This is a genomic window from Streptomyces sp. NPDC054765 (assembly GCF_053612065.1).
This window is the reverse complement of sequence record NZ_JBSHBP010000008.1, coordinates 74236-94618: the sequence shown is the minus strand read 5'-3', so window position 1 is coordinate 94618 and position 20383 is coordinate 74236. Positions and strand designations below refer to the sequence as shown.

17 protein-coding genes are annotated in these 20383 nt (G+C 70.0%); 7 read left to right on the top strand and 10 right to left on the bottom strand.

Annotated elements, in window-relative coordinates; genetic code table 11:
- Positions 1 to 148 precede the first annotated feature (148 nt).
- Together ACWGJY_RS08040 and ACWGJY_RS08035 are read left to right on the top strand one after the other, a co-directional pair.
- Entirely contained in the window at positions 149 to 913 is a 765-nt protein-coding gene (locus tag ACWGJY_RS08040) for a hypothetical protein (protein ID WP_453259935.1), read from the top strand.
- Positions 914 to 1197: 284 nt separating this feature from the next.
- Positions 1198 to 2670, top strand: coding sequence for a cation:dicarboxylate symporter family transporter (locus tag ACWGJY_RS08035; protein ID WP_453259934.1), 1473 nt, complete (start codon positions 1198 to 1200; stop codon positions 2668 to 2670).
- A 57-nt stretch (positions 2671 to 2727) separates the two neighbouring features.
- On the opposite strand, the gene ACWGJY_RS08030 is transcribed toward ACWGJY_RS08035, so the two are convergent.
- Positions 2728 to 4167, bottom strand: coding sequence for a Gfo/Idh/MocA family protein (locus tag ACWGJY_RS08030; RefSeq protein WP_453259933.1), 1440 nt, complete (start codon positions 4165 to 4167; stop codon positions 2728 to 2730).
- Positions 4168 to 4497: 330 nt separating this feature from the next.
- Between ACWGJY_RS08030 and ACWGJY_RS08025 the strand changes: the two genes are divergently transcribed.
- Positions 4498 to 5868 (top strand): alpha-amylase, encoded by a 1371-nt coding sequence (locus tag ACWGJY_RS08025; protein WP_453259932.1) that lies wholly within the window; start codon positions 4498 to 4500, stop codon positions 5866 to 5868.
- Between the two features lie 150 nt (positions 5869 to 6018).
- Here ACWGJY_RS08025 and ACWGJY_RS08020 read toward each other — a convergent pair whose 3' ends face one another.
- Entirely contained in the window at positions 6019 to 6477 is a 459-nt protein-coding gene (locus tag ACWGJY_RS08020) for a MarR family winged helix-turn-helix transcriptional regulator (RefSeq protein ID WP_453259931.1), read from the bottom strand.
- A gap of 137 nt (positions 6478 to 6614) precedes the next feature.
- Here ACWGJY_RS08020 and ACWGJY_RS08015 point away from each other — a divergent pair, with 137 nt between their 5' ends.
- A complete protein-coding gene (locus ACWGJY_RS08015) occupies positions 6615 to 8432 on the top strand; it encodes an ABC transporter ATP-binding protein (RefSeq protein WP_453259930.1) in 1818 nt (605 codons plus the stop codon).
- Positions 8433 to 8708: 276 nt separating this feature from the next.
- On the opposite strand, the gene ACWGJY_RS08010 is transcribed toward ACWGJY_RS08015, so the two are convergent.
- Genes ACWGJY_RS08010 through ACWGJY_RS08000 form a run of 3 tightly spaced genes read right to left on the bottom strand, consistent with a single transcriptional unit; the run spans position 8709 to position 11604 of the window.
- Positions 8709 to 9368 carry a LutC/YkgG family protein gene (locus tag ACWGJY_RS08010; RefSeq protein ID WP_453259929.1) on the bottom strand — a complete coding sequence of 220 codons (660 nt, stop codon included), beginning with the start codon at positions 9366 to 9368 and terminating at the stop codon, positions 8709 to 8711.
- Complete coding sequence (locus tag ACWGJY_RS08005; RefSeq protein ID WP_453259928.1) at positions 9365 to 10855, bottom strand: lactate utilization protein B; 1491 nt, start codon at positions 10853 to 10855, stop codon at positions 9365 to 9367. The genes ACWGJY_RS08010 and ACWGJY_RS08005 overlap by 4 nt, the downstream gene beginning before the upstream one ends.
- Positions 10852 to 11604 carry a (Fe-S)-binding protein gene (locus tag ACWGJY_RS08000; RefSeq protein WP_453259927.1) on the bottom strand — a complete coding sequence of 251 codons (753 nt, stop codon included), beginning with the start codon at positions 11602 to 11604 and terminating at the stop codon, positions 10852 to 10854. Before ACWGJY_RS08000 ends, ACWGJY_RS08005 begins: the two co-directional genes overlap by 4 nt.
- Positions 11605 to 11726: 122 nt before the next feature.
- On the opposite strand from ACWGJY_RS08000, the gene ACWGJY_RS07995 reads away from it, so the two are divergent.
- Positions 11727 to 13040: an MFS transporter gene (locus tag ACWGJY_RS07995; RefSeq protein WP_453259996.1), complete on the top strand. Its 1314-nt coding sequence runs from the start codon at positions 11727 to 11729 to the stop codon at positions 13038 to 13040.
- Positions 13041 to 13639: 599 nt separating this feature from the next.
- Here ACWGJY_RS07995 and ACWGJY_RS07990 read toward each other — a convergent pair.
- The 5 genes from ACWGJY_RS07990 to ACWGJY_RS07970 form a co-directional block, all read right to left on the bottom strand.
- Positions 13640 to 14845, bottom strand: a complete 1206-nt coding sequence (locus tag ACWGJY_RS07990; protein ID WP_453259926.1) for an LLM class flavin-dependent oxidoreductase — start codon at positions 14843 to 14845, stop codon at positions 13640 to 13642.
- A gap of 1 nt (position 14846) precedes the next feature.
- Positions 14847 to 15893 carry an ABC transporter substrate-binding protein gene (locus tag ACWGJY_RS07985; RefSeq protein ID WP_453259925.1) on the bottom strand — a complete coding sequence of 349 codons (1047 nt, stop codon included), beginning with the start codon at positions 15891 to 15893 and terminating at the stop codon, positions 14847 to 14849.
- A 108-nt stretch (positions 15894 to 16001) separates the two neighbouring features.
- Complete coding sequence (locus tag ACWGJY_RS07980) at positions 16002 to 16856, bottom strand: ABC transporter ATP-binding protein (protein WP_453259924.1); 855 nt, start codon at positions 16854 to 16856, stop codon at positions 16002 to 16004.
- Positions 16829 to 17752 carry an ABC transporter permease gene (locus tag ACWGJY_RS07975; protein WP_453259923.1) on the bottom strand — a complete coding sequence of 308 codons (924 nt, stop codon included), beginning with the start codon at positions 17750 to 17752 and terminating at the stop codon, positions 16829 to 16831. Before ACWGJY_RS07975 ends, ACWGJY_RS07980 begins: the two co-directional genes overlap by 28 nt.
- A gap of 316 nt (positions 17753 to 18068) precedes the next feature.
- Positions 18069 to 18158: a putative leader peptide gene (locus ACWGJY_RS07970; RefSeq protein WP_453259922.1), complete on the bottom strand. Its 90-nt coding sequence runs from the start codon at positions 18156 to 18158 to the stop codon at positions 18069 to 18071.
- Between the two features lie 145 nt (positions 18159 to 18303).
- Between ACWGJY_RS07970 and ACWGJY_RS07965 the strand changes: the two genes are divergently transcribed.
- Complete coding sequence (locus ACWGJY_RS07965) at positions 18304 to 18726, top strand: secondary thiamine-phosphate synthase enzyme YjbQ (RefSeq protein ID WP_453259921.1); 423 nt, start codon at positions 18304 to 18306, stop codon at positions 18724 to 18726.
- Positions 18727 to 18939: 213 nt separating this feature from the next.
- Complete coding sequence (locus ACWGJY_RS07960) at positions 18940 to 20370, top strand: short-chain fatty acyl-CoA regulator family protein (RefSeq protein ID WP_453259920.1); 1431 nt, start codon at positions 18940 to 18942, stop codon at positions 20368 to 20370.
- Positions 20371 to 20383: the final 13 nt, after the last annotated feature.

Genomic DNA, 20383 nt, shown 5'->3' with positions numbered 1-20383 from the left:
AGGTTGGCCCGCGGCGTGGGCTGATTTCAAACGGTTTTTCCGCTGTGGCCATGCGATTCGGACAATCGTGCGGTGGTCGGTGGTCGGTGGCCGGTGGCCGGTGCACGGCGGACGGGTGCTGAACGGCCGTCAGGCCGACGGTGCGACCATGGACGTCATGCGAACAGCAGGCAGTGCGATGCGGACGGCGGCGGTGGCCGCGGCGGGGCTGGTCCTTCTGGCGGGCTGCGGCGGTGCGAGCGGCGGCCGGGACGGGGACGGCAAGGGCGACGGCGCGGACAAGGGGGAGCGCCCCGGCGGTCCGGCCCGCGGGGCGTCGGCCACCACCCACCTCAAGAACATCCCCGAGGTCGGCATCGCCCTGCGGTCGCGTATTCCCGCCGGTTCCCGGCAGGTCGTGGCGGTCTACGGCGAGGGTGCGAACTCCGCCGAGGCCACCGTCGTCCTCTATGACAAGGGCGCCAAGGGCTGGGACCGCAAGGGGAGTTGGGCCGCGCACAACGGCCGGTACGGCTGGACGACGGATCATCACGAAGGTGACAAGCGCAGCCCGGTCGGCGTGTTCCCGCTGACGGACGCGGGGGGTGTGCTGGCGGATCCCGGCGCCAAGCTGCCCTATACGCACTCCTCGGCGTTCACCCCGCCGTCGTACTGGTCGAAGAACACCCGTCACGACTTCGACTATGTCGTCGCGATCAACTACAACCGCGTCAAGGGGGCCTCCCCGCTGGATCCGACCCGCCCGCAGGGGCAGTCCAAGGGCGGCGGGGTGTGGCTGCATCTGGACCACGGCAGCGGTACCTCCGCCTGCGTCAGCGTCCCCAAGTCCGGGATGCAGGCATTGCTGCGCGCCCTCGATCCGGCGCGGCACCCCGTTGTGGTCATGGGGGACAAGGCGCACCTGGCGGCCTGAGCGTACGGGGCGCAGTGAGCGTACGGGGCGCGGGGTGAGTGGGCGAAGCGTGCGTCGAGCGCATGAGGCGTGGCGGCGTCGCACGGCGTGCAAAGCGGGAGGAAGGGGGCGCAGCAGTCACCCCTGCCCGAAACCGGATGGCCCGCGCACTTCTCCTTGGATCAAGCTCCAAGATTTCCGGGGAAGTTGCACGGACCTCTTTCGTGGTGCACGGCAGGCGGCCATAGTGACGGATCGTGGAAGTCCACTTCCGCATCACAGAATCCGTCCCTGGAGGAGTGCCCGTGCCGCACGCCACCGCAAGCCTCACCCGTCGCGCAGGGCGCTTCCTGCGCACCAGCCTGTTTGCGCAGGTCCTGATCGCTCTGCTCCTCGGTGTTCTCGTCGGACGGCTGTGGCCGCAGGCGGGATCGTCGCTCCAGCCGCTCGGTGACGGCTTCGTACGACTGATCAAGGCGATGATCGCCCCACTGGTCTTCTGCGTGGTCGTCGCCGGCATCACCAAGGCGGGTGACCTCAAGGCCTTCGGCCGGATCGGGGTCAAGGCCCTGATCTGGTTCGAGGTGGCGACCGGCATCGCGCTCGTCGTCGGCCTGCTGGCCGGCAATGTCTTCGCGCCCGGCGCCGGGATGCATATCGACCCCGCGTCCCTGGACAAGGGCGCGGTGGATGCCAAGACGGGCGGCGGACACCTGCCCTCCGCCGCCCAGTTCGTCCTGGAGTCCCTGCCGGACAGCGCCGTCGGCGCGTTCGCCGGGAACTCGCTGCTGCAAGTCCTGGTGCTGGCCTGCCTGGTGGGCGCCGCACTGCTGCACCTCGGGCAGAAGAAGGTGCCGCAGATCCTGCCGGTGATCGAGCAGGCCCAGGACGTCGTGTTCACCATCGTCGGCTTCCTCATGAGGCTCGCCCCGCTCGCGGTCTTCGGTGCCACCGCCCATCTGGTGGGGCAGTACGGCCTGGGCGCGATGTCGACGTACGGAAAGCTGATCGCGGTCTGTTACGGCGTCGCGCTGGCCTTCCTCGTGCTGCTCGGCTGCGCGCTCAAGGCCGTCACCGGGCTGAGCCTGTGGAAGTTCGTCCGCTACACCCGCGAGGAACTGCTGCTGGCGCTCGGCACCGGCTCCAGCGAGACCGTGATGCCGCGGATGATGCAGAAGCTGCGGGCCGCGGGCTGCCGGGACGACGCGGTGGGGCTGGTGCTGCCGACCGGCTACTCCTTCAACCTCGACGGCGCCTCGATCTACCTGTCCGTCGGCACGCTCTTCCTCGCCCAGGCCATCGGCGTCGATCTGTCGCTCGGCCGGCAGATCACCGTGGTGCTGGTCCTGATGCTGACCAGCAAGGGCATGGCGGGCGTGCCCGGTTCGGCGTTCCTCGCGCTGTCCGCGACGGCCTCCGCGCTGGGCGTCATCCCGGCCGCCGCGGTCGCCCTGCTGCTCGGCGTCGACCGGATCATGGACTCGATGCGGGTGACGACCAATCTGCTCGGCAACTGTGTCGCGGTCTTCGCGGTCTCGCGTTGGGAAGGCGCACTGGACCGGGTGACCGCGAAGAAGGTCCTGAACGGTGAGCTGCCGGCCGCCGCGCCGGCCGACCGGCCGACGGAGCAGGAGCAGGAGCAGGAGCAGGAGCAGGAGCAGGAGCAGGAACGGGAGCAGGAACGGGCGGCGGACCCGGCGGAAGCGGATCATCCGGTGAAGCCGCGCGGGGCGGCCGCCGACCCGGGCGCCGCCTCCGTCGCCACCCGCGACAGGTGACGCGGCGGGCCCGGCAGGCACGCAGCCGCCCGCCGGGCCCCGCGGCACCCCCGGCCCTTACTCCTGCGGCTTTTGCGAATCCATCCCCGGCCGCGCCTTCTTCCACAGCCCGCGGGTGAAGTCGGGAATCTCCTGCGGGGCGCCGTTCGCCTTGATCGAGAGATCGCTCAGCGGCACCGGTGCGGTCCAGGTCGCCGCGTCATAGACGTCGAAGTCCGGTACGAGGCCGAGCCGCATGCACTGCATCAGCCGGAAGACCAGCAGGTAGTCCATGCCGCCGTGACCGCCGGGCGGATTGGCGTGCTCCTTCCAGAGCCAGTGGTCCCACTCCGCGTATGTGGCGAAGTCGCCCCACTCGTCGTTGCTCTGGGCCGGCTCCAGATAGATCCGCTCGGGGTAGTCCTCGAAGAGGCCCTTGGTGCCCCCGAGGCTGTTGATCCGGCTGTAGGGGTGCGGGGTGGAGACATCGTGCTCCAGCCGGATCACCCGCCCCTTGGCGGTCTGTACGAGGCTGATCGTCCGGTCGCTCTCGATGTACGACTCCTTCCAGCTGGGGTCGTCCGCCGGCATGTGCTCCTTGCGGTACTTGGCGAGTCCGAGGGCGGGGGTGCCGACGCTGGAGATGCGTACGGCGCGGTCCCCGCGGTTGATGTCCATGTAGTTGGCGACCGGACCGAAGCCGTGGTTGGGGTAGAGATCGCCGCGCAGCCGGGTGTGCCACAGCCGACGCCACGGTCCCTCGTAGTACGCGGGGTCGAACATCAGGCCCCGCAGATCGTGGACATACGCACCGGCGCCGTGCAGCAGATCACCGAACAGGCCCGCATGCGCCATCCGCAGCACCCGCATCTCGTTTCTGCCGTAACAGCAGTTCTCCAGCTGCATACAGTGTCTGCGGGTGCGCTCGGAGAGATGGACCAGCTCCCACAGTTGGTCCAGGCGCAGCGCGAGGGGGCATTCCACGCCCACGTGCTTACCGTTGAGCATCGCCGTCTTGGCCATCTCGAAATGCCGGTCCCAGGGCGTGGCCGCGTAGACGAAGTCGATGTCGCCGCGCTTGCAGAGGTTCTCGAAGTCGTGGTCGCCGTTGGTGTGGACGGCGGGCGCGGGCTGCCCCGCGGCGGTGACCTTCTTGGCGGCCTTGGCGGTCTTGTCCTTCACCGGGTCGCACAGGGCGACCACACGGACGCCCGGCATCGCGAGAAAGAGGTCGATCATGCTGCCGCCGCGGTTGCCGAGTCCGATGATGCCGACGCGTACGGTGCTGCGCCGCTCGAACGGCACCCCGATCATGGTCCGGCTCCCGGCGGCGGGGGATGCGGATGCGGCACCGGCCGTCGCGGGGCCGGCCGCGGTGGGGGCGGCCGCCGCGGCGGGACCGGACGAGAGCCCGCCGATCCCCAGTCCGGCGCCCGCCGCACCGGCGGTCCACAGGACCGAACGGCGGCTCGGGCCCGCCTCGTCGGGGTCGTGGTTCTGCGAGGGTGCCTCGTTCATCGGTCCTCCAGGGGAGCGGTGGTGTGCCGGGGCATACGTGAACCTCGGTCAGGACCCTGTCGGCCGGCGGCCTGAGGCACAAGGGGGCCGATTGGACTCTTGATGCGCCACTCTTGGACTCTTGGCCGCAATACCGGACGGCCTGTGGCAACACCGGCCGCGCCGTTGACAACACCTTTCGCAAGTCGCTGAAAAGCCTTGCGGAAAGTGTTGACGTGTCCACGAGATAAACGGCAGGCTCCGAAGCGGAATCCCCCCATGGCGGCCCGGCGCGTGGCTGCTCGTGGGCGCGGTGCGTCCTGCCGTGCCCCGTGACGAAGGAGCCGCACGATGCAGCAACGTTTCCGTGTGCTGGGCGGGGCGCTGGCCGGAGTGCTGGCCGCCGCCGGTCTCGCCACCTTTGCGCCGTGGTCCTCGCAGGCCGCCCCACCCGGTGAAAAGACCGTCACCGCCACCCTGTTCGAGTGGAAGTACGCGGATGTCGCCAAGGCCTGCAGCAATCAGCTGGGCCCGGCCGGCTACGGCTATGTCGAGGTCTCACCCGCCTCCGAGCACATCCAGGGGGACCAGTGGTGGACCTCGTACCAGCCCGTCAGCTACAAGATCGCCGGACGGCTGGGCGACCGGAACGCGTTCGCCTCGATGGTCGGCGCCTGCCATGGCGCGGGCGTCAAGGTCATCGCCGACGCCGTCATCAACCACATGGCGGCCGGGTCCGGTACCGGCACCGGCGGCACCCGGTACAGCAAGTACCACTACCCCGGCTACTTCCAGGACCAGGACTTCCACGGCTGCCGCAAGAGCATCTCCGACTACGGCAACCGCAATGACGTCCAGACCTGCGAACTGGTGGGGCTCGCCGACCTCGACACCGGCAGCGACCAGGTCCGCACCACCATCGCCGGCTACCTCGACGACCTGCGGTCGCTGGGCGTGGACGGTTTCCGGGTGGACGCCGCCAAACACATCGCCGCCACCGACCTCGCCGCCATCAAGGGCAAGATGCGCGACCCGGGTTACTGGGTGCAGGAGGTCATCCACGGCGCCGGCGAGGCGGTACAGCCCGACGAGTACACCGGCAACGGCGATGTCGACGAATTCCGCTACGGCAGCCACCTCAAGAGCGCCTTCCAGAGTGGCAACCTGGCCCAGCTCAAGTCCGTCGCGGACGGCAAGCTCGGCAGCGACCGGGCCCGTACCTTCGTCGACAACTGGGACACCGAGCGCAACGGCTCCACGCTGACCTACAAGGACGGCGCGGCCCACACCCTCGCCAATGTCTTCATGCTCGCCTCGCCCTACGGCTCACCGAACGTCTACTCCGGCTACGAGTGGTCCGACAAGGACGCCGGACCGCCCAGCGGCAGCGGCGGCTGGACCAATGAACACGCCAAGCAGGCGATCACCGGGATGGTGGGGTTCCGCAACGCGGTGGGCTCGGCACCGCTGACGGACTGGTGGGACAACGGCGGCAGCGCCCTCGCCTTCGGCCGGGGCGGCAAGGGCTTCGTGGCCCTCAACAGCGGCGACGCCGAGCTGCATCAGGCCTTTGCGACCTCGCTGCCCGCCGGCACGTACTGCAATGTCGTCGCGGCCGCGCCGTCCTCGTGCGACGGTCATACGGTCACCGTCGGGGAGGACGGGAAGGCACAGCTCTCGGTGCCGGCCAAGGGAGCAGTCGCGCTGCACCTCATGCGCTGAGGCACTCGGGGTGCCCGATGCCCGGTGGCCGGACACCCGGTCGTGGGCGGGGCTGCCGGTGGCGGTGGCGGTGGCGGGTGGGGCGCAGGGGCCGGGGGGCCGGCTCCAGCAGCGGCATGACGGCACTCCTCCGGTTGACCCGGCGTCAGCTCAGTGCGGTCTGTCCGGCCCGTCGACCAGGGTGGACAGCAGACCGCCGAGCACCTCGCGCTGATCGGCGGTCAGGGGGGCCAGGATTTCCTCCGCCGCGGCCCGCCGCGCGCTGCGCAACGCGCGCAGCGTGGACCGGCCGGTGTCGGTCAGCTCGATCCGGACCACCCGGCGGTTGGCCGGATCGGGCACCCGGCGTACCGCGCCATGTGCCTCCAGCGCGTCCACGAGTGTCGTCACCGCCCGGGGGACGACTTCCAGCCGCTCGGCGAGGTCGGCCATCCGCGGCGGGGTGTCGCGGTAGTGGTCGACGATCCGCAGCAGCCTGGACTGCGCGGGGGTGAAGGCGATGTCCAGGTGCTCCAGGTGGTGTTTCTGGGCGCGGTGCATCCGGCGGGTCAGCCGTACCAGCTGTTCGGCGAGGTTGGTGGTGCTGACCGTCGGCTCGGGGGAGGGCATACCGCGAGGATAGCGGATGACAGGACATAGTTCATTGTGAGCATAGGTAACAATGAGCTAAGCTCCACGATGCTTGCCCTTGTCCCGCCCTGTCCGTTGCCCCTGCCCCCGTGAATCCGCACCCCTCGAAGGAGCCCATGCGCAGCGACGAACCCCAGTGGACCGCACCGCCCAAGGACCCGGGAAAGCCGGTCCCGCTGCGGCGGATCCTCACGCTCTTCCGTCCCTACCGCGCCCGGCTGGCCCTCGTCGGCCTGCTCGTCGGCGCCTCCTCGCTGGTCTCGGTCGCCTCCCCCTTTCTCCTCCGCGAGATCCTGGACGTGGCGATACCCGGCCGGCGCACCGGCCTGCTGACCCTGCTCGCCCTCGGCATGATCGCCACCGCCGTCACCACCAGCGTCTTCGGTGTACTGCAGACCCTGCTGTCCACCACGGTCGGCCAGCGTGTGATGCACGATCTGCGCACCGCCGTCTACGCCAAACTCCAGCGGATGCCGCTGGCCTTCTTCACCCGCACCCGCACCGGCGAGGTCCAGTCCCGGATCGCCAACGACATCGGCGGTATGCAGGCGACGGTCACCTCCACCGCCACTTCCCTGGTCTCCAATCTGACCTCCGTCATCGCCACCGTCTGCGCGATGCTGGCCCTCGACTGGCGGCTGACCGCCGTCTCGCTGCTCCTGCTTCCGCTCTTCGTCTGGATCAGCCGCCGGGTCGGCAACGAACGCAAGAAGATCACCACCCAGCGGCAGAAGCAGATGGCCGCGATGTCCGCGATGGTCACCGAATCCCTCTCGGTCAGCGGCATCCTGCTCGGCCGCACGATGGGCCGCGCCGACTCCCTCACCCAGACCTTTGCGGGCGAGTCCGAGCGCCTGGTCGACCTGGAGGTCCGCGCCAACATGGCCGGCCGCTGGCGGATGGCCACCATCGGCATCGTGATGGCCGCCATGCCCGCGCTGATCTACTGGGCGGCGGGCATGGTTCTCCAGCTCGGCGGCCCGGTCTTCTCCCTCGGCACCCTGGTTGCCTTCGTCTCGCTCCAGCAGGGCCTGCTGCGGCCGACGGTCGCGCTGCTGTCCACCGGCGTACAGATGCAGACTTCGCTCGCGCTCTTCCAGCGCATCTTCGAATACCTCGATCTGCCGGTCGCCATCACCGAGCCCGCCGAACCGGTCCGCCTCCCGGCGCCGCGCGGCGAGATCCGCTTCGAGAAGGTCCGGTTCTGCTACGACCCCGAGGCCGCCCCCACCCTCGACGGCATCGATCTGACCGTCCCCGCCGGCGGCAGCCTCGCCGTCGTCGGACCGACCGGCAGTGGTAAGAGCACCCTGAGCTACCTCGTGCCGCGGCTCTACGACGTGACCGGCGGACGGGTCACCCTCGACGGCACCGACGTCCGTGACCTCGACTTCGACACCCTCGCCCGCTCGGTCGGTGTGGTTTCCCAGGAGACCTACCTCTTCCACGCCTCGGTCGCCGACAACCTCCGCTTCGCCAAGCCGGACGCCACCGACGACGAGATCGAGCGCGCCGCCAGGGCCGCCCAGATCCACGACCACATCGCGGCCCTCCCCGACGGCTATGACACCCTCGTCGGCGAGCGCGGCTACCGCTTCTCCGGCGGCGAGAAACAGCGCCTCGCCATCGCCCGCACCATCCTGCGTGACCCGCCCGTCCTCGTCCTGGACGAGGCGACCAGCGCCCTGGACACCCGTACCGAACACGCCGTGCAGCAGGCCATCGACGAGCTGTCCGAGGGCCGGACCACCCTCACCATCGCGCACCGGCTCTCCACGGTCCGCGACGCCGACCAGATCGTGGTGCTGGATGCCGGCCGGATCGCCGAGCGCGGCACCCATGACGAGCTGCTCGCCGCCGAGGGACGCTATGCGGCGCTGGTGCGGCGTGACGCACACCTCACTCCGGTCGGCGATCAAGCGATGGCCCAGTAAGTGACCCGCGGGTAAGGTCAGTGGCGCGGCGGCCAGTTCACCGGTCGGGGTGGCCGCCGCAGGTGGGGTTGCCGGACCCCGGACCCCGGACCCCGGAGTCGGCCCCGGCCCCTGGCCCCCGGCCCCCGGCCCCACGCCCCCGGCCTCGGATGTGCTGCCCGCCCTCCATCAGGTCGGGCAGCCATCCCGCCGGCGACGGCGCGGGGCCAGCCGGAGCGCCGCCCCCGCCGCCGCTCAGTCCGCCCCCGCCGCCGCTCAGTCCGCGCCCGCCGCTGCTCAGTCCGCCCCCGGCGCCGCCGCCAGCAGAATCACCTCCAGCGTCCGCGGCCCGTGCACCCCCTCCACCCGGTCGAGTTCGATGTCGCTGGTCGCCGACGGCCCGGAGATCCAGGTCAGCGGGCGGTCCGGTGCCAGCCGTGGCAGCGCCTCCGGCACCGAGCCGACCACCTGGCCGGGGACGCGGACCACACACAGATGATGGTCCGGCACCAGCGTGATCCGGCGTCTTCCCTGGTTCGGGCCCGCGTCCAGGACCAGGGTGCCGGTCTCCGCGATCGCCACCGCACAGCCCGTCAGCACACTGTCCACGGCGTCCAGTTCCCGGGGCGTGCTCGACCCACGGTCCTCGACGCGGGTCACATCGGTTCCGGACGTCCACGACGCGTCCAGGCCCGGCGGCACCAGCACCGTCCGTGCCCCCCGCTCCGCCAGCAGCCGGCCGATCAGCCCCGGCAGCCCCTCCGCGTCACTGCGATGCACGACCGCCCGGTAGTCCGCGAGATTCTCCGCGAGCAGCTCGACGGTCTGTGCGCGCGTACGGGACCCGTGCACCCGGTGGTAGTCACGCGCCACCGGCGGCCCGCCCGGCCCCTCGCCGCGCGGCACATCCGCCAGCGCCCGGCGCACCCGCGCCAACACCACGTCCCGGCTGCTCACTCGGCGTCTCCTCGCTGCTCCGACGACGTGCCGCGGGTGCGCTGCCACCAGTCGCGGAAGGATTCGGCCGGCACCGCAGGCAGATCGCGCGTCTGCGACCAGGCACGGCCCGGTCCCGGCAGCCGCCGTGGATGCAGCCGACGGCTGCGGGCCGCCAGCCGCATCCCGGTCCGCAGTGCACCGGGGTGATCGAACGCCCAGGCCGCCGCGCGCATCGCGGCGCGTTCCGCGGCATGCCCCTTGGCCGGTTTGAGGACGGTGCGCGCCCCGCCCCGGGTGACCGGCCCGCCCTCCACGACCCGCTCCCGCAGATGCACCAGCACCTCGGGGATGTCGATGGCGACCGGACACACCTCGTAACAGGCCCCGCACAGCGACGAGGCGTACGGCAGCGAAGCCTCCAGCGCGCCTTCCACACCCCGCAGTTGGGGGGTGAGGATGGCGCCGATCGGGCCCGGGTACGGCGAGCCGTACGCATGCCCGCCGGCCCGCTCGTACACCGGGCAGACGTTCAGACACGCCGAGCAGCGGATACAGCGCAGCGCCTGCCGTCCGACGGTGTCGGCGAGGGTGTCGGTACGCCCGTTGTCGAGCAGCACCAGATGGAAGGTCCGCGGCCCGTCACCGTCCGTCGTGCCCGTCCACATGGAGGTGTACGGGTTCATCCGCTCGGCAGTGGAGGAGCGCGGCAACAGCTGCAGAAAGATCTCCAGATCCTGCCAGTCCGGCACCACCTTCTCGATGCCGACGACGGAGATCAGCGTCTCGGGGAGGGTCAGACACATCCGGCCGTTGCCCTCGGACTCCACGACGACCAGAGTGCCGGTCTGCGCGACCATGAAGTTGGCGCCGGAGATCCCGACCTTCGCCGACAGGAACTTCTCCCGCAGGTGCAGCCGCGCCGCCTCGGCCAGCTCGGCGGGGGAGTCGGAGAGCCCCTCCGGCGCCGGACGGCCCCAAGAGGCCATCTCACGGCGGAAGATGTCGCGGATCTCGGAACGGTTGCGGTGGATCGCCGGGACCAGGAGGTGCGACGGCAGATCGTGGCCGAGCTGCACGATCAGCTCGGCCAGATCCGTCTCGTACGCATGGATGCCGGCCCCGGCCAGCGCCTCGTTCAGCCCGATCTCCTGCGTCGCCATCGACTTGACCTTGACGACCTCCGTCTCACCGGTCTCCCGCACCAGCCGGGTGACGATCCGGTTGGCCTCGTCGGCGTCCGCCGCCCAGTGGACCTGCCCGCCCGCGGCGCTGACCGCGGCCTCCAGCCGCTCCAGATAGTGGTCGAGATGGCGCAGCGTACGGTCCTTGACCGCGGCGCCCGCCGCCCGTAGCTGCGCCCAGTCGTCCAGCTCCGCCACGGCCTTGGCCCGTTTGTCGCGGATGGTGTGGGTGGCGTGGGTGAGGTTGGCGCGCAGCCGGGTGTCGCGGGTGGACGCGGCAGCGGCCCGGGGGAACGCCGGCATGCCCAGGTAGGTGCCGCTCACCGCACCCTCCCTTCCGTACTGGCCAGGATCTCGGCGATATGGACCGGGCGGACCGCCGAGCCCTGGCGGGTGAGGGTGCCGCCGATGTGCAGCAGACAGGAGTTGTCGACGGTGCAGACCGCCTCGGCGCCGGTCCCGATGACGTGACGGACCTTGTCGGCGCCCATCGCCGCCGAGACCGCGGGGTTCTTCACCGCGAACGTACCGCCGAAACCGCAGCACTCCTCGGCGCCCGGCAGCTCCCTCAGCTCCAGCCCCTTGACGCGCTCCAGCAGCCGCCGCGGGCGGTCACCCAGCCCCAGCACCCGCAGCCCATGACAGGTGGGGTGATAGGTGACGGTATGCGGGTAGTAGGCGCCGACGTCCTCCACCTTCAGCACATCCACCAGAAACTCGGTGAGCTCGTACATCTTGGGCACCGCGACCGCCGCCGCGTCGACGAGTGCCCGGCCGCGCCCCTCGGCGGCCGCCTTCGCCCCGATCCGCGGATAGTTGTCACGCACCATCGCGGCACACGAACCGGACGGGGTGACCACGTACTCGTAGTCCCGGAACGCCCGGTCGAAGCGGTGCACCAGCGGTTCGGTGGCATGGCGGTACCCGGTGTTGAACTGCGGCTGACCACAGCAGCTCTGCTCTTCGGGGAAGCAGACCTCCACCCCCAGCCGCTCCAGCAGCGCCACCACCGCCCGCCCCGTCCGCGGATGGAGCAGGTCGTTGATGCAGGTGACGAACAGTGCTACCCGCACGTTGCACTCTCCTTTCGGCCGCCGCGGCCTCTGGCGGCCACCCGCTTCCGCGGTACATGATCACCTGGCGGCTCATACTGCCCCAGCAGCAGGCCGAGGAGAAGAACCCGGAGCGGAGGACCATGTCGAGTGCCGAACACATAACTGAGGACCGGGTGCCGAAGAGGACCGGCCCGCCGTCACGGGTGCGGCAGCTGGCCGCCGCCTCCATCGGCAACGCCATCGAGTGGTACGACTGGTACGCGTACTCCTTCCTCGCGGTCTACTTCGCCGGGCAGGTCTTCCCCGAGGGCGCCGGGAACTCCCTCGTCCCGCTGCTCTCGACCTTTGCCGTCTTCGCGGTCGGCTTCTTCATGCGGCCGGTCGGCGGACTGCTGTTGGGCGCGGTCGCCGACCGCCGCGGCCGGCGGACCGCACTGACGTTGACCATCCTGCTGATGGGCGGCGGCAGCCTGCTGGTCGCGCTCACCCCCACCTATGCGGCCACCGGACTGCTGGCCCCCCTGGTGCTGGTCATCGCACGTCTGGTGCAGGGCCTGTCGGTGGGCGGTGAGTTCGCGGCCTCCACGACCTTCCTCGTCGAATCGGCCGGCCCCGGCAGGCGCGGGCTGTTCTCCAGCTTCCAGTACGTGTCCACGACCCTCGGCCAGCTGCTGGCCTCCGGGACGGCGGCGCTGCTCGCGGCGCTGCTCACCGAGCAGCAGATGGGGCAGTGGGGCTGGCGGGTGCCGTTCCTCGGCGGCGCGCTGCTGAGCCTGCTGGGACTGTGGATCCGGCGCGGCGCCCAGGAGACCCTTCCGCACGCTCTCCCCGAGCAGCAAGCGGTCGGCCGCCCCGGCCTCTTCGAGGCGCTGCGCCGCCACCCCCGCCAGTCCCTGCTCATCTGCGGCATCACCGCGGGCGGCACTCTCGCCTACTACACCTGGACCACCTACCTGCCGACCTACGCGCAGGTCAACGCGGGCTTCGACAAGGGCGATTCGCTCACCGTCGGCACCCTCTCGCTCGTCTTCTTCGCCCTGCTCCAGCCGCTCGGCGGCATGCTCTCGGACCGCATCGGCCGCAAACCGCTGCTGCTCGGTTTCTCCCTGGGCTTCGCCGTCCTGGCGGTACCGCTGCTGCACCTGGTCACCGACGCGTTCGTCTCGCTGCTGCTGGTGCAGTGCGCGGGCATGGTGCTGCTCACCGGCTACACCGCGGTCGCCGCGGCCGTGAACGCGGAGGTGTTCCCCGCGCGGGTGCGTGCCGCCGGCATCGGCTTCCCGTACTCGCTCACCGTCGCCCTCTTCGGCGGCACCGCCCCTTACGTCGGCACCTGGTTCCAACAGGCCGGCCACGCCGGCCTCTTCCCCTGGTATGTGGCCGCGCTGTGCCTCGTCTCGTTCGTCGTCTATCTGACGCTTCCGGAGACGTCCCGGCAGAAGCTGGAGAAATAGCCCGGCGGCGGATACCTGTGAAGGCGCCGCCCGTCCCGGGACAGGGAGGGGCGGCGCCTTGGTGTGAGGCCTGTCAGACCAGCCAGCCCACGAGGTGGAGGATGTGGGCCAGAAGATTGGTGAGGATGTCCATCGGGATCTTCTCCTTGAAGTGGTGGGACTCAACTCTCCGGCCCAGCAAGGGGAGTCGACCGGAGGCGCGGTAACGGTCTGCAGTCCGCCGCTTGCGCCCCGTCATCATCGCCCGTCGCGCTGAGTCAATTGAAGCCCCGCCCTCTTCGATCATGCTTACCGACGAACGATTGCTCCCGGGCTCAGGTGTTCGCATGGCGATTCGGGCAAGGGTTCGCGCGGAGGTGCCTGTGGGGGTGCCCATGGGGATGCCTGTGGGGGGTGCCTATGGGGATGAGGCCGGCCTGCCCGGCCTCGATATCCACGGCCTCGATCACCACGGCCCCGACCTCGTGCACCCCGGTGTGGTTCATGCTTCACCTGGCTCGGGGAGAGCCGGATGTCTTCCCCGGCGGGCCGGGGAGCGGCACCCGGCCGTGCGACGCGTTCGACGGCGGCGGCAGCCGGTCGCGCCCCACGAAACCCGCTCAGCGGCCGCCGGCGATCAGCAGTGGCGCGCCGCCCGGTGCGGACGCCGTACGGCCGTTCGCGGCCGGCACGCCGTCCAGTGGGGAAGGCACCGCAGCCAGCAGCCCACGGGCGGCAAGCTCCGGCCGTACGCCCTCCCCGAACCAGTACGCCTCCTCCAGATGTGGATAACCCGAGAGCACGAAGTGCTCGATGCCCAGGGCGTGGTACTCCTCGATCCGGTCGGCCACCTCGGCATGGCTCCCGACCAGCGCGGTGCCGGCCCCGCCGCGCACCAGACCGACACCCGCCCACAGATTCGGCGAGATCTCCAGCTTGTCCCGCGAGCCGCCGTGCAGCGCCAGCATCCGCTGCTGCCCCACCGACTCGCTCTTGCCCAGTGCCTGTTGGGCGGCCGCGACCGTCTGCGGATCGAGGTCGTCGAGCAGCCGGCCGGCGGTCGCCCAGGCATCCTTCGAGGAGTCCCGGGAAATGGTGTGCAGCCGGATGCCGAACCGGACCGTGCGTCCCTCCTTCTCCGCCAGCCCGCGAATCCAGTCGATCTTCTGCTTGACCTCCCCGGGCGGCTCGCCCCAGGTGAGATAGACATCGACGTTCCGGGCGGCGACCGGCCCCGCTGCCGCGGACGAGCCCCCGAAGAAGATCTGCGGCAGCGGGTCCGGCGGCAGCGCCGTCAGACCACCTTCGACCTGATAGTGCTCACCCTGGAAGTCGAACGGTTCCCCGCCCCACACACCCCGTACGACTCGCAGGAACTCATCCGTACGGGCATACCGCCGGTCATGGCCGAGATGATCGCCGAACCGCCGCTGCTCGGTCGAATCGCCCCCGGTCACCACATTGAGCAGCAGTCGCCCGCGCGAGATCCGCTGATAGGTCGCGGCCATCTGCGCGGCCAGCACCGGCGAGATCACCCCGGGCCGGAACGCGACCAGGAACTTCAGCCGCTCGGTGACCTGGGTGAGTGCCACCGTCGTCAGCCAGGCGTCCTCGCACCAGGTACCGGTCGGCGTGAGCACCGCCTCGAACCCCAACTGCTCGGCAGCCTTGGCGATTTGGGCCAGATACTCGATGTCCGGCGCCCGCACCCCGCTGACCGGCGTGATGCGGTCACGCCGGATGCCGCCATCCGTGTAGGCATGGCGGTCGACGAGGGTCCGCCCGTCGCCGCCGGTCGGCAGAAACCAATGCAGGTGTACGGACATCTCACTGAGCCTTTCCATAGGTACGCGGCGCCGTGCCCGAAGGCGGCAGGCCGCCGTTGAAGCGGGGGTCGACGAACTTCCCGAAGTCGAAGGAGCGGGGAATCAGCTTCAACGCTGCGAACGAGTCGACGATCTGCTGCTCGGAGGCGATGGCGGCCTTGTCCACGGCAACCGTGACCGCCGTCCCCCGGGTGCGCTTGACCGCGTCCAGCGCCACCTTGTCCGGCAGCCCGGTCTCCTTCGCCCAGGCCTTCGCCCAGGTGCCGGGGTGCTTGAACACCCAGTTCTGCGCCCGCCGCAACCGGTCCGTGTAGTCCTTCAGCGCCGCGGACTTCTTCTTGTCATCCAACGCGGCAGGTGCGGCAACCTGGAAGCTCAGCCCGTTGACGACCCCCTGCCCGGTGGTCAGCACCCGGGCATCGGCCTGCTCCAGGGCCTGTGAGGTGTACGGGTCCCACACCGCCCAGGCATCCACCTTCCCCCGGGTGAACGCGGCGAGCGCATCGGCCGGCTGAAGGTAGTTGAGGGTGACGTCCTTCGGCGTCAGCCCGGCCTTCTTGAGCGAGGCAATGAGCTGGTAGTGCGCGGAGCTTCCCTGGGCAACGGCGATCGACTTGCCCTTCAGCTGCGCCGGCCGCTTGAGCGGGGAGTCCTTCTTCACCAGGACCGTCTCGCCGTCCGACCTGCTGTGCGTCCCGGCGATCACCTTGATCTTCGATTTCGCCGCCGCGGCGAACACCGGCGGGGTGTTGCCGACCGCACCGACATCCACCGCCCCCGCGTTGACCGCCTCCAGCAGTGGCGGCCCCGAGGTGAAGGTCGACCACTTGATCTTGTACGGAAGGTCGTCCAATTCCCCGGCGGCCCGCAGCAACGCTTCCGAACCGCCTTTCTGGTCACCGACGTTGAGCGTCAGCGACCCCTTGCCGTCGGTTCCGCTGCCGGTACCCCCGCCGGCCCCTTTGGCTTCCGGAGAGCCGTCGCAGGCGGCCAGTAGCAGGGTGAGCGGGAGCAGCAGGGCGGCCGGGGCGAGAGGGCGTGGTCTCATGGGGCATCCGTTTCGTTCTGGGATGGGCGAGGGGGAGTGAGAGGAGGAGGGAATGGGGGAGTGGGTGGTGAGGAGGGGCGGCTGCCTGCCGCGCCCGCGGCTCTGATGTCACGCGGTGCCGGAGGGGGAGGCCTCGGCCAGGCCAGGGCCCACCGCCACCGGCGCACCTTCGCCGGCTGCCGCTGAACCTTCACTGTCCTCCGCGCCCTGCACGCCGAGCCGGCCGAGCAGACGGGCACGCAACACACCGAAGCGCGGATCGGAGACATCGCGTGGCCGCGGCAGATCCACCGTGGTCTCGTACGCGATCCGGCCGCCCTCCATCACCAGTGCCCGGTCCGCGAGCAGCAGTGCCTCTTCCACGTCGTGGGTGACCAGCAGGACCGCGCAGCCACGCTCCTGCCACAGCTCGGCCACCAGACGCTGAGCCGTGATCCGGGTGAGTGCATCGAGGGCGCCGAACGGTTCGTCGAGCAGTAGCAGATCAGGCTCGCGCACCAGGGCTCGGGCGAGCGAAGCACGCTGGGCTTCCCCACCGGAGAGCGTCTTGGGCCAGGCGTCCGCCCGATGGCCGAGCCCGACCTCCTCCAACGCCCGTACGGCGACCGCGCGTTCCGGCCGTCCCGGCAGCCCCAGCAGCACATTCCGCCAGACCCGTTTCCAGGGCATCAGCCGGGGCGCCTGGAACGCCACGGCCTTGCGGCGCGGCACCAGCACCTCACCCTCGATCTCCCGGTCGAGCCCGGCCAGCACCCTCAGCAACGTCGACTTGCCGCACCCGCTTCGCCCGAGCAGCGCCACGAACTCGCCCGGCTGGACGGACAGATGCAGACCGTCGAGGACGGCCCGTTCGCCGAAGCCCCGCACCAGCCCGTCCGCCTGCACGGCGGAGTCGGAGCCCGCGGAGCGGGGACGCTCCTCGTGCCGGGTGCCGGTCACTGACCCGTGAACGTCGGTCGCCATTGCAGCAGCAGCCTTTCGAGGGTACGAACGAGGAAATCGGCGATGAGCCCGAGGAACGCATAGACCACCAGGCACACCACGATCACATCGGTGCGGAAGAATTCCCTGGCCCGGTTCATCAGAAAGCCGAGGCCGTCGTCGGCGTTGATCTGTTCACCGAAGACCAGTGCGAGCCATGCGGTGGCCAGCGCATAGCGCAGCCCGGTCATGGCACCCGGCAATGCGCCGGGCAGCACCACATGCCGGATCAGCCCCCACCGGCTCAGCCCGAGCGATGTCCCCGCCTCCACCAACTGCGCATCCACACCGCGAATCCCGGCATAGACATTCAGATAAAGGTGGAAGGCAACACCCAGTGAGATCAGCGCAATCTTGGGTGCCTCGCCGATACCCAGCCAGATGATGAACAGCGGAATCACACCGACCCAGGGGATGGAGCGCAGCATCTGCACCGTCGCGTCGACCAGATCCTCGCCGAGCCGTGAAAGCCCCGATACGAGTGCCAGCACCACACCGGCCACGCCACCCAGCAGCAGTCCGACCACGACACGTTGGAGAGAAACCAGCACGGCCGACGGCAGCGTTCCGTCCGAGACCAGGTCGCCGGCGGTGGCAGCAATGGTCCCGGGCGAGGCCAGAATGCCGGCCGGCAGTGCACCGCTCGCACTGAGCACCTGCCACAGCACCAGCAGTGCGACGGGCCCCACCGTACGACGCAACCACCGTGGCACCGACCACCGGCGACCGGAGACCGGAACGACGCGGGCAAGTTCCGGACCCGCGCCGCCGGAAGCGGACGTCACCCCCGTCTCCGCGCTCTTGGAAAGCGACAGTTGCCGTGCTTCACCGGATATATCGGGTGGGACATGGCGGGCCGCGACCTGATCGACAGTCATGAATGCTCCACAGGGAGGAGAGGGAGGAAAAAAGGGGCCGGCGGGGCTGGGGAAGGAGGGCGCACAAACGAACGCACGACGACACAGCACACAGGCGACGGCAGCAAAGGCAATGGAAAACCAGCCGAGCGACAGTGCAAGGTGGCGACAAACCGGAAAGCCCGAAACGGCTGATGCAGCGAAACTCGAAGCATCGCAACGGGAGAGCGAAAGCCGTGAAACGGCCTCAAGGGGCCGCAGCATTCCTGGGAAGAGTCCCGCAAGGAGCCGCGAAACCTAGCCCGGCATCAACAACGGCAGAGGCAACGCACCGGCATCAGCAACAGCCGCCGCCGCGACACGCGGCAGAGGCCACCCGCAGCAGGTCGATGTGACCGCGCGTGGTGAGCAGGGCTGATGGAGACATGTCGCTGAACGTAGTGGTGCGCTGTGAGAGGGGTCAAACGTCATCTCGGCTGGTGGACGGTTGTTGCCGGAGCATTGAGGCAGCATTGCGGAAGAGGCTCGCGGGGTTGCGGGCCAGGGCAGGTTGGCCGTACCAAAATGAACACATGAGCACCGCATTTACCACCCGCACCCTGGACATCACCACAGGCTCGGCAGAGACCGTCGCCGACCTCACCGCCGACTGCGCCGCCTTCCTCCGAGAGGCGGCAGACGGCCGCGACGGCCTGCTGAATATCTTCGTTCCGCACGCCACAGCCGGCATCGCCGTACTGGAAACCGGCGCAGGCAGCGACGAAGACCTCCTGGCCGCCCTGCACGACCTCCTCCCGGCCGACAACCGCTGGCGCCACCGTCACGGCAGCCCCGGCCACGGCCGCGACCACGTCCTGCCCGCCCTCGTCCCACCCCACGCCACCCTCCCGGTCATCGCGGGCCGGATGGCGCTCGGTACCTGGCAGTCCGTCTGCTTGGTCGACACCAACATCTCCAATGCCAACCGTCAGGTTCGACTGAGCTTCCTGGGCTGAACAAGATCGTCCTGGGGGTGGCCGCGAATTCTCCGTACCCTGCGTGCCCGAAACGGAGAGACCTTGCACTCAGCTTTCCCTGCGCGCCACCGCGGCGCGACAGATCCACAGTGCGGAATCCTTCCCTCCATGAGCTGCGAATCTGCAAATCTCGCGAAAGGTGCGGATGCTACCTTCGCAGGAAAGAGCGAGGGAAAGGAGCCTGGTCACCGCATGGGACGGCCTGCCGGACGGAAGATCTATGCCCACGCCAAACTGCGCAGACTGCGTCGTGAGCGGGGAATGAACCAGGTGGAACTGGCCCGCGCCCTGGGCCTCTCCACCAGCTATCTCAATCAGATCGAGCACAGCCAGCGCCCCCTCACCGCTCCGGTGCTGCTGCGCATCGCCGAGGTCTTCGGCATCGATCCGGAGTTCTTCTCCGAGGCCGACGAGGAGCGGCTGGCCACCGATCTGCGGGCAGCCCTCGGCGACGAGGCATGCGGCGCCCCGGTGCTGCCGGAGGAGGCCGTGGACATGGCACGCGATCATCCCGAGGTGGCCAGGGCGCTCGTCTCGCTGCACCGCCGCTACCGGGACGCCGCGGAGCGGGTAGTGGCCCTCGCTTCCCCCGAGGACACCGCGGCCCTGCTGCCCGCCGAGCCCCACGACGAAGTACGGGACTTCTTCTACGCCCACCACAACCACTTCGAGGAACTGGACACCGAGGCCGAGCGGACCGCCGAACGCCTGGGGCTCGGTACCGCGGGACGAACAGCCGACGCGCTGACCGACCGGCTCGCCGAACGCCATCACCTCAAGGTGGTCCAGGCAGCGCCGGAACGGTCGGCCGACGCACGCCGCTTCGACGCCGACAGCGGGCTGCTCCTGCTGTCACCGTGGCTCAGCGAAGGACAGCGCGCCTTCCAACTCGCCACCCAGCTGGCCTTCCTGGAACATGCCCCGCTGCTGGACGCCCTGGTGACCGGTAGCGAACTGGGCTCGTCCCAGTCGGCGGGGCTGGCCCGGATCGGGCTGGCCAACTACTTCGCCGGCGCCCTCCTCATGCCGTACACCGCCTTCCACCAGGCGGCCGAAGAGCTCCGCTATGACGTCGAACTGCTCCAGGCCCGCTTCGGCGTCGGCTTCGAGACCGTGTGCCACCGGCTGTCCACCCTCCAGCGCACCGGCCACCGCGGCGTGCCGTTCTCCTTCCTGCGCGTCGACCGCGCCGGCAACATCTCCAAACGGCAGTCCGCCACCGACTTCCACTTCTCCCGCCTCGGCGGCACCTGCCCGCTCTGGACGGTCTACGAAGCGTTCTCCGCACCCGGCCGCATCCTCACCCAGGTCGCCGAAATGCCCGACGGCAAGCGCTACTTCTGGGTGGCGCGTACCGTCACCCGAGGCGGCTTCGGACACCGCGCGCCACGCGCCGACTTCGCCGTCGCGCTGGGCTGCGAACTCCGGCACGCCCCTCGCCTGGTGTACGCGGAAGGCACCGCACTCGACGATCCGAGCTCCGCAACGCCGATCGGACTGGGCTGCCGCATCTGCGAACGCCAGGACTGCGCCCAGCGGGCCCGGCCCCCGGCCGGCGGACGGCTGGCCGTCGACCCGGACCGGCGCAGCCATGTGCCCTATCCGGTGATCACGGACAGGTGACCGATCGTCGGGG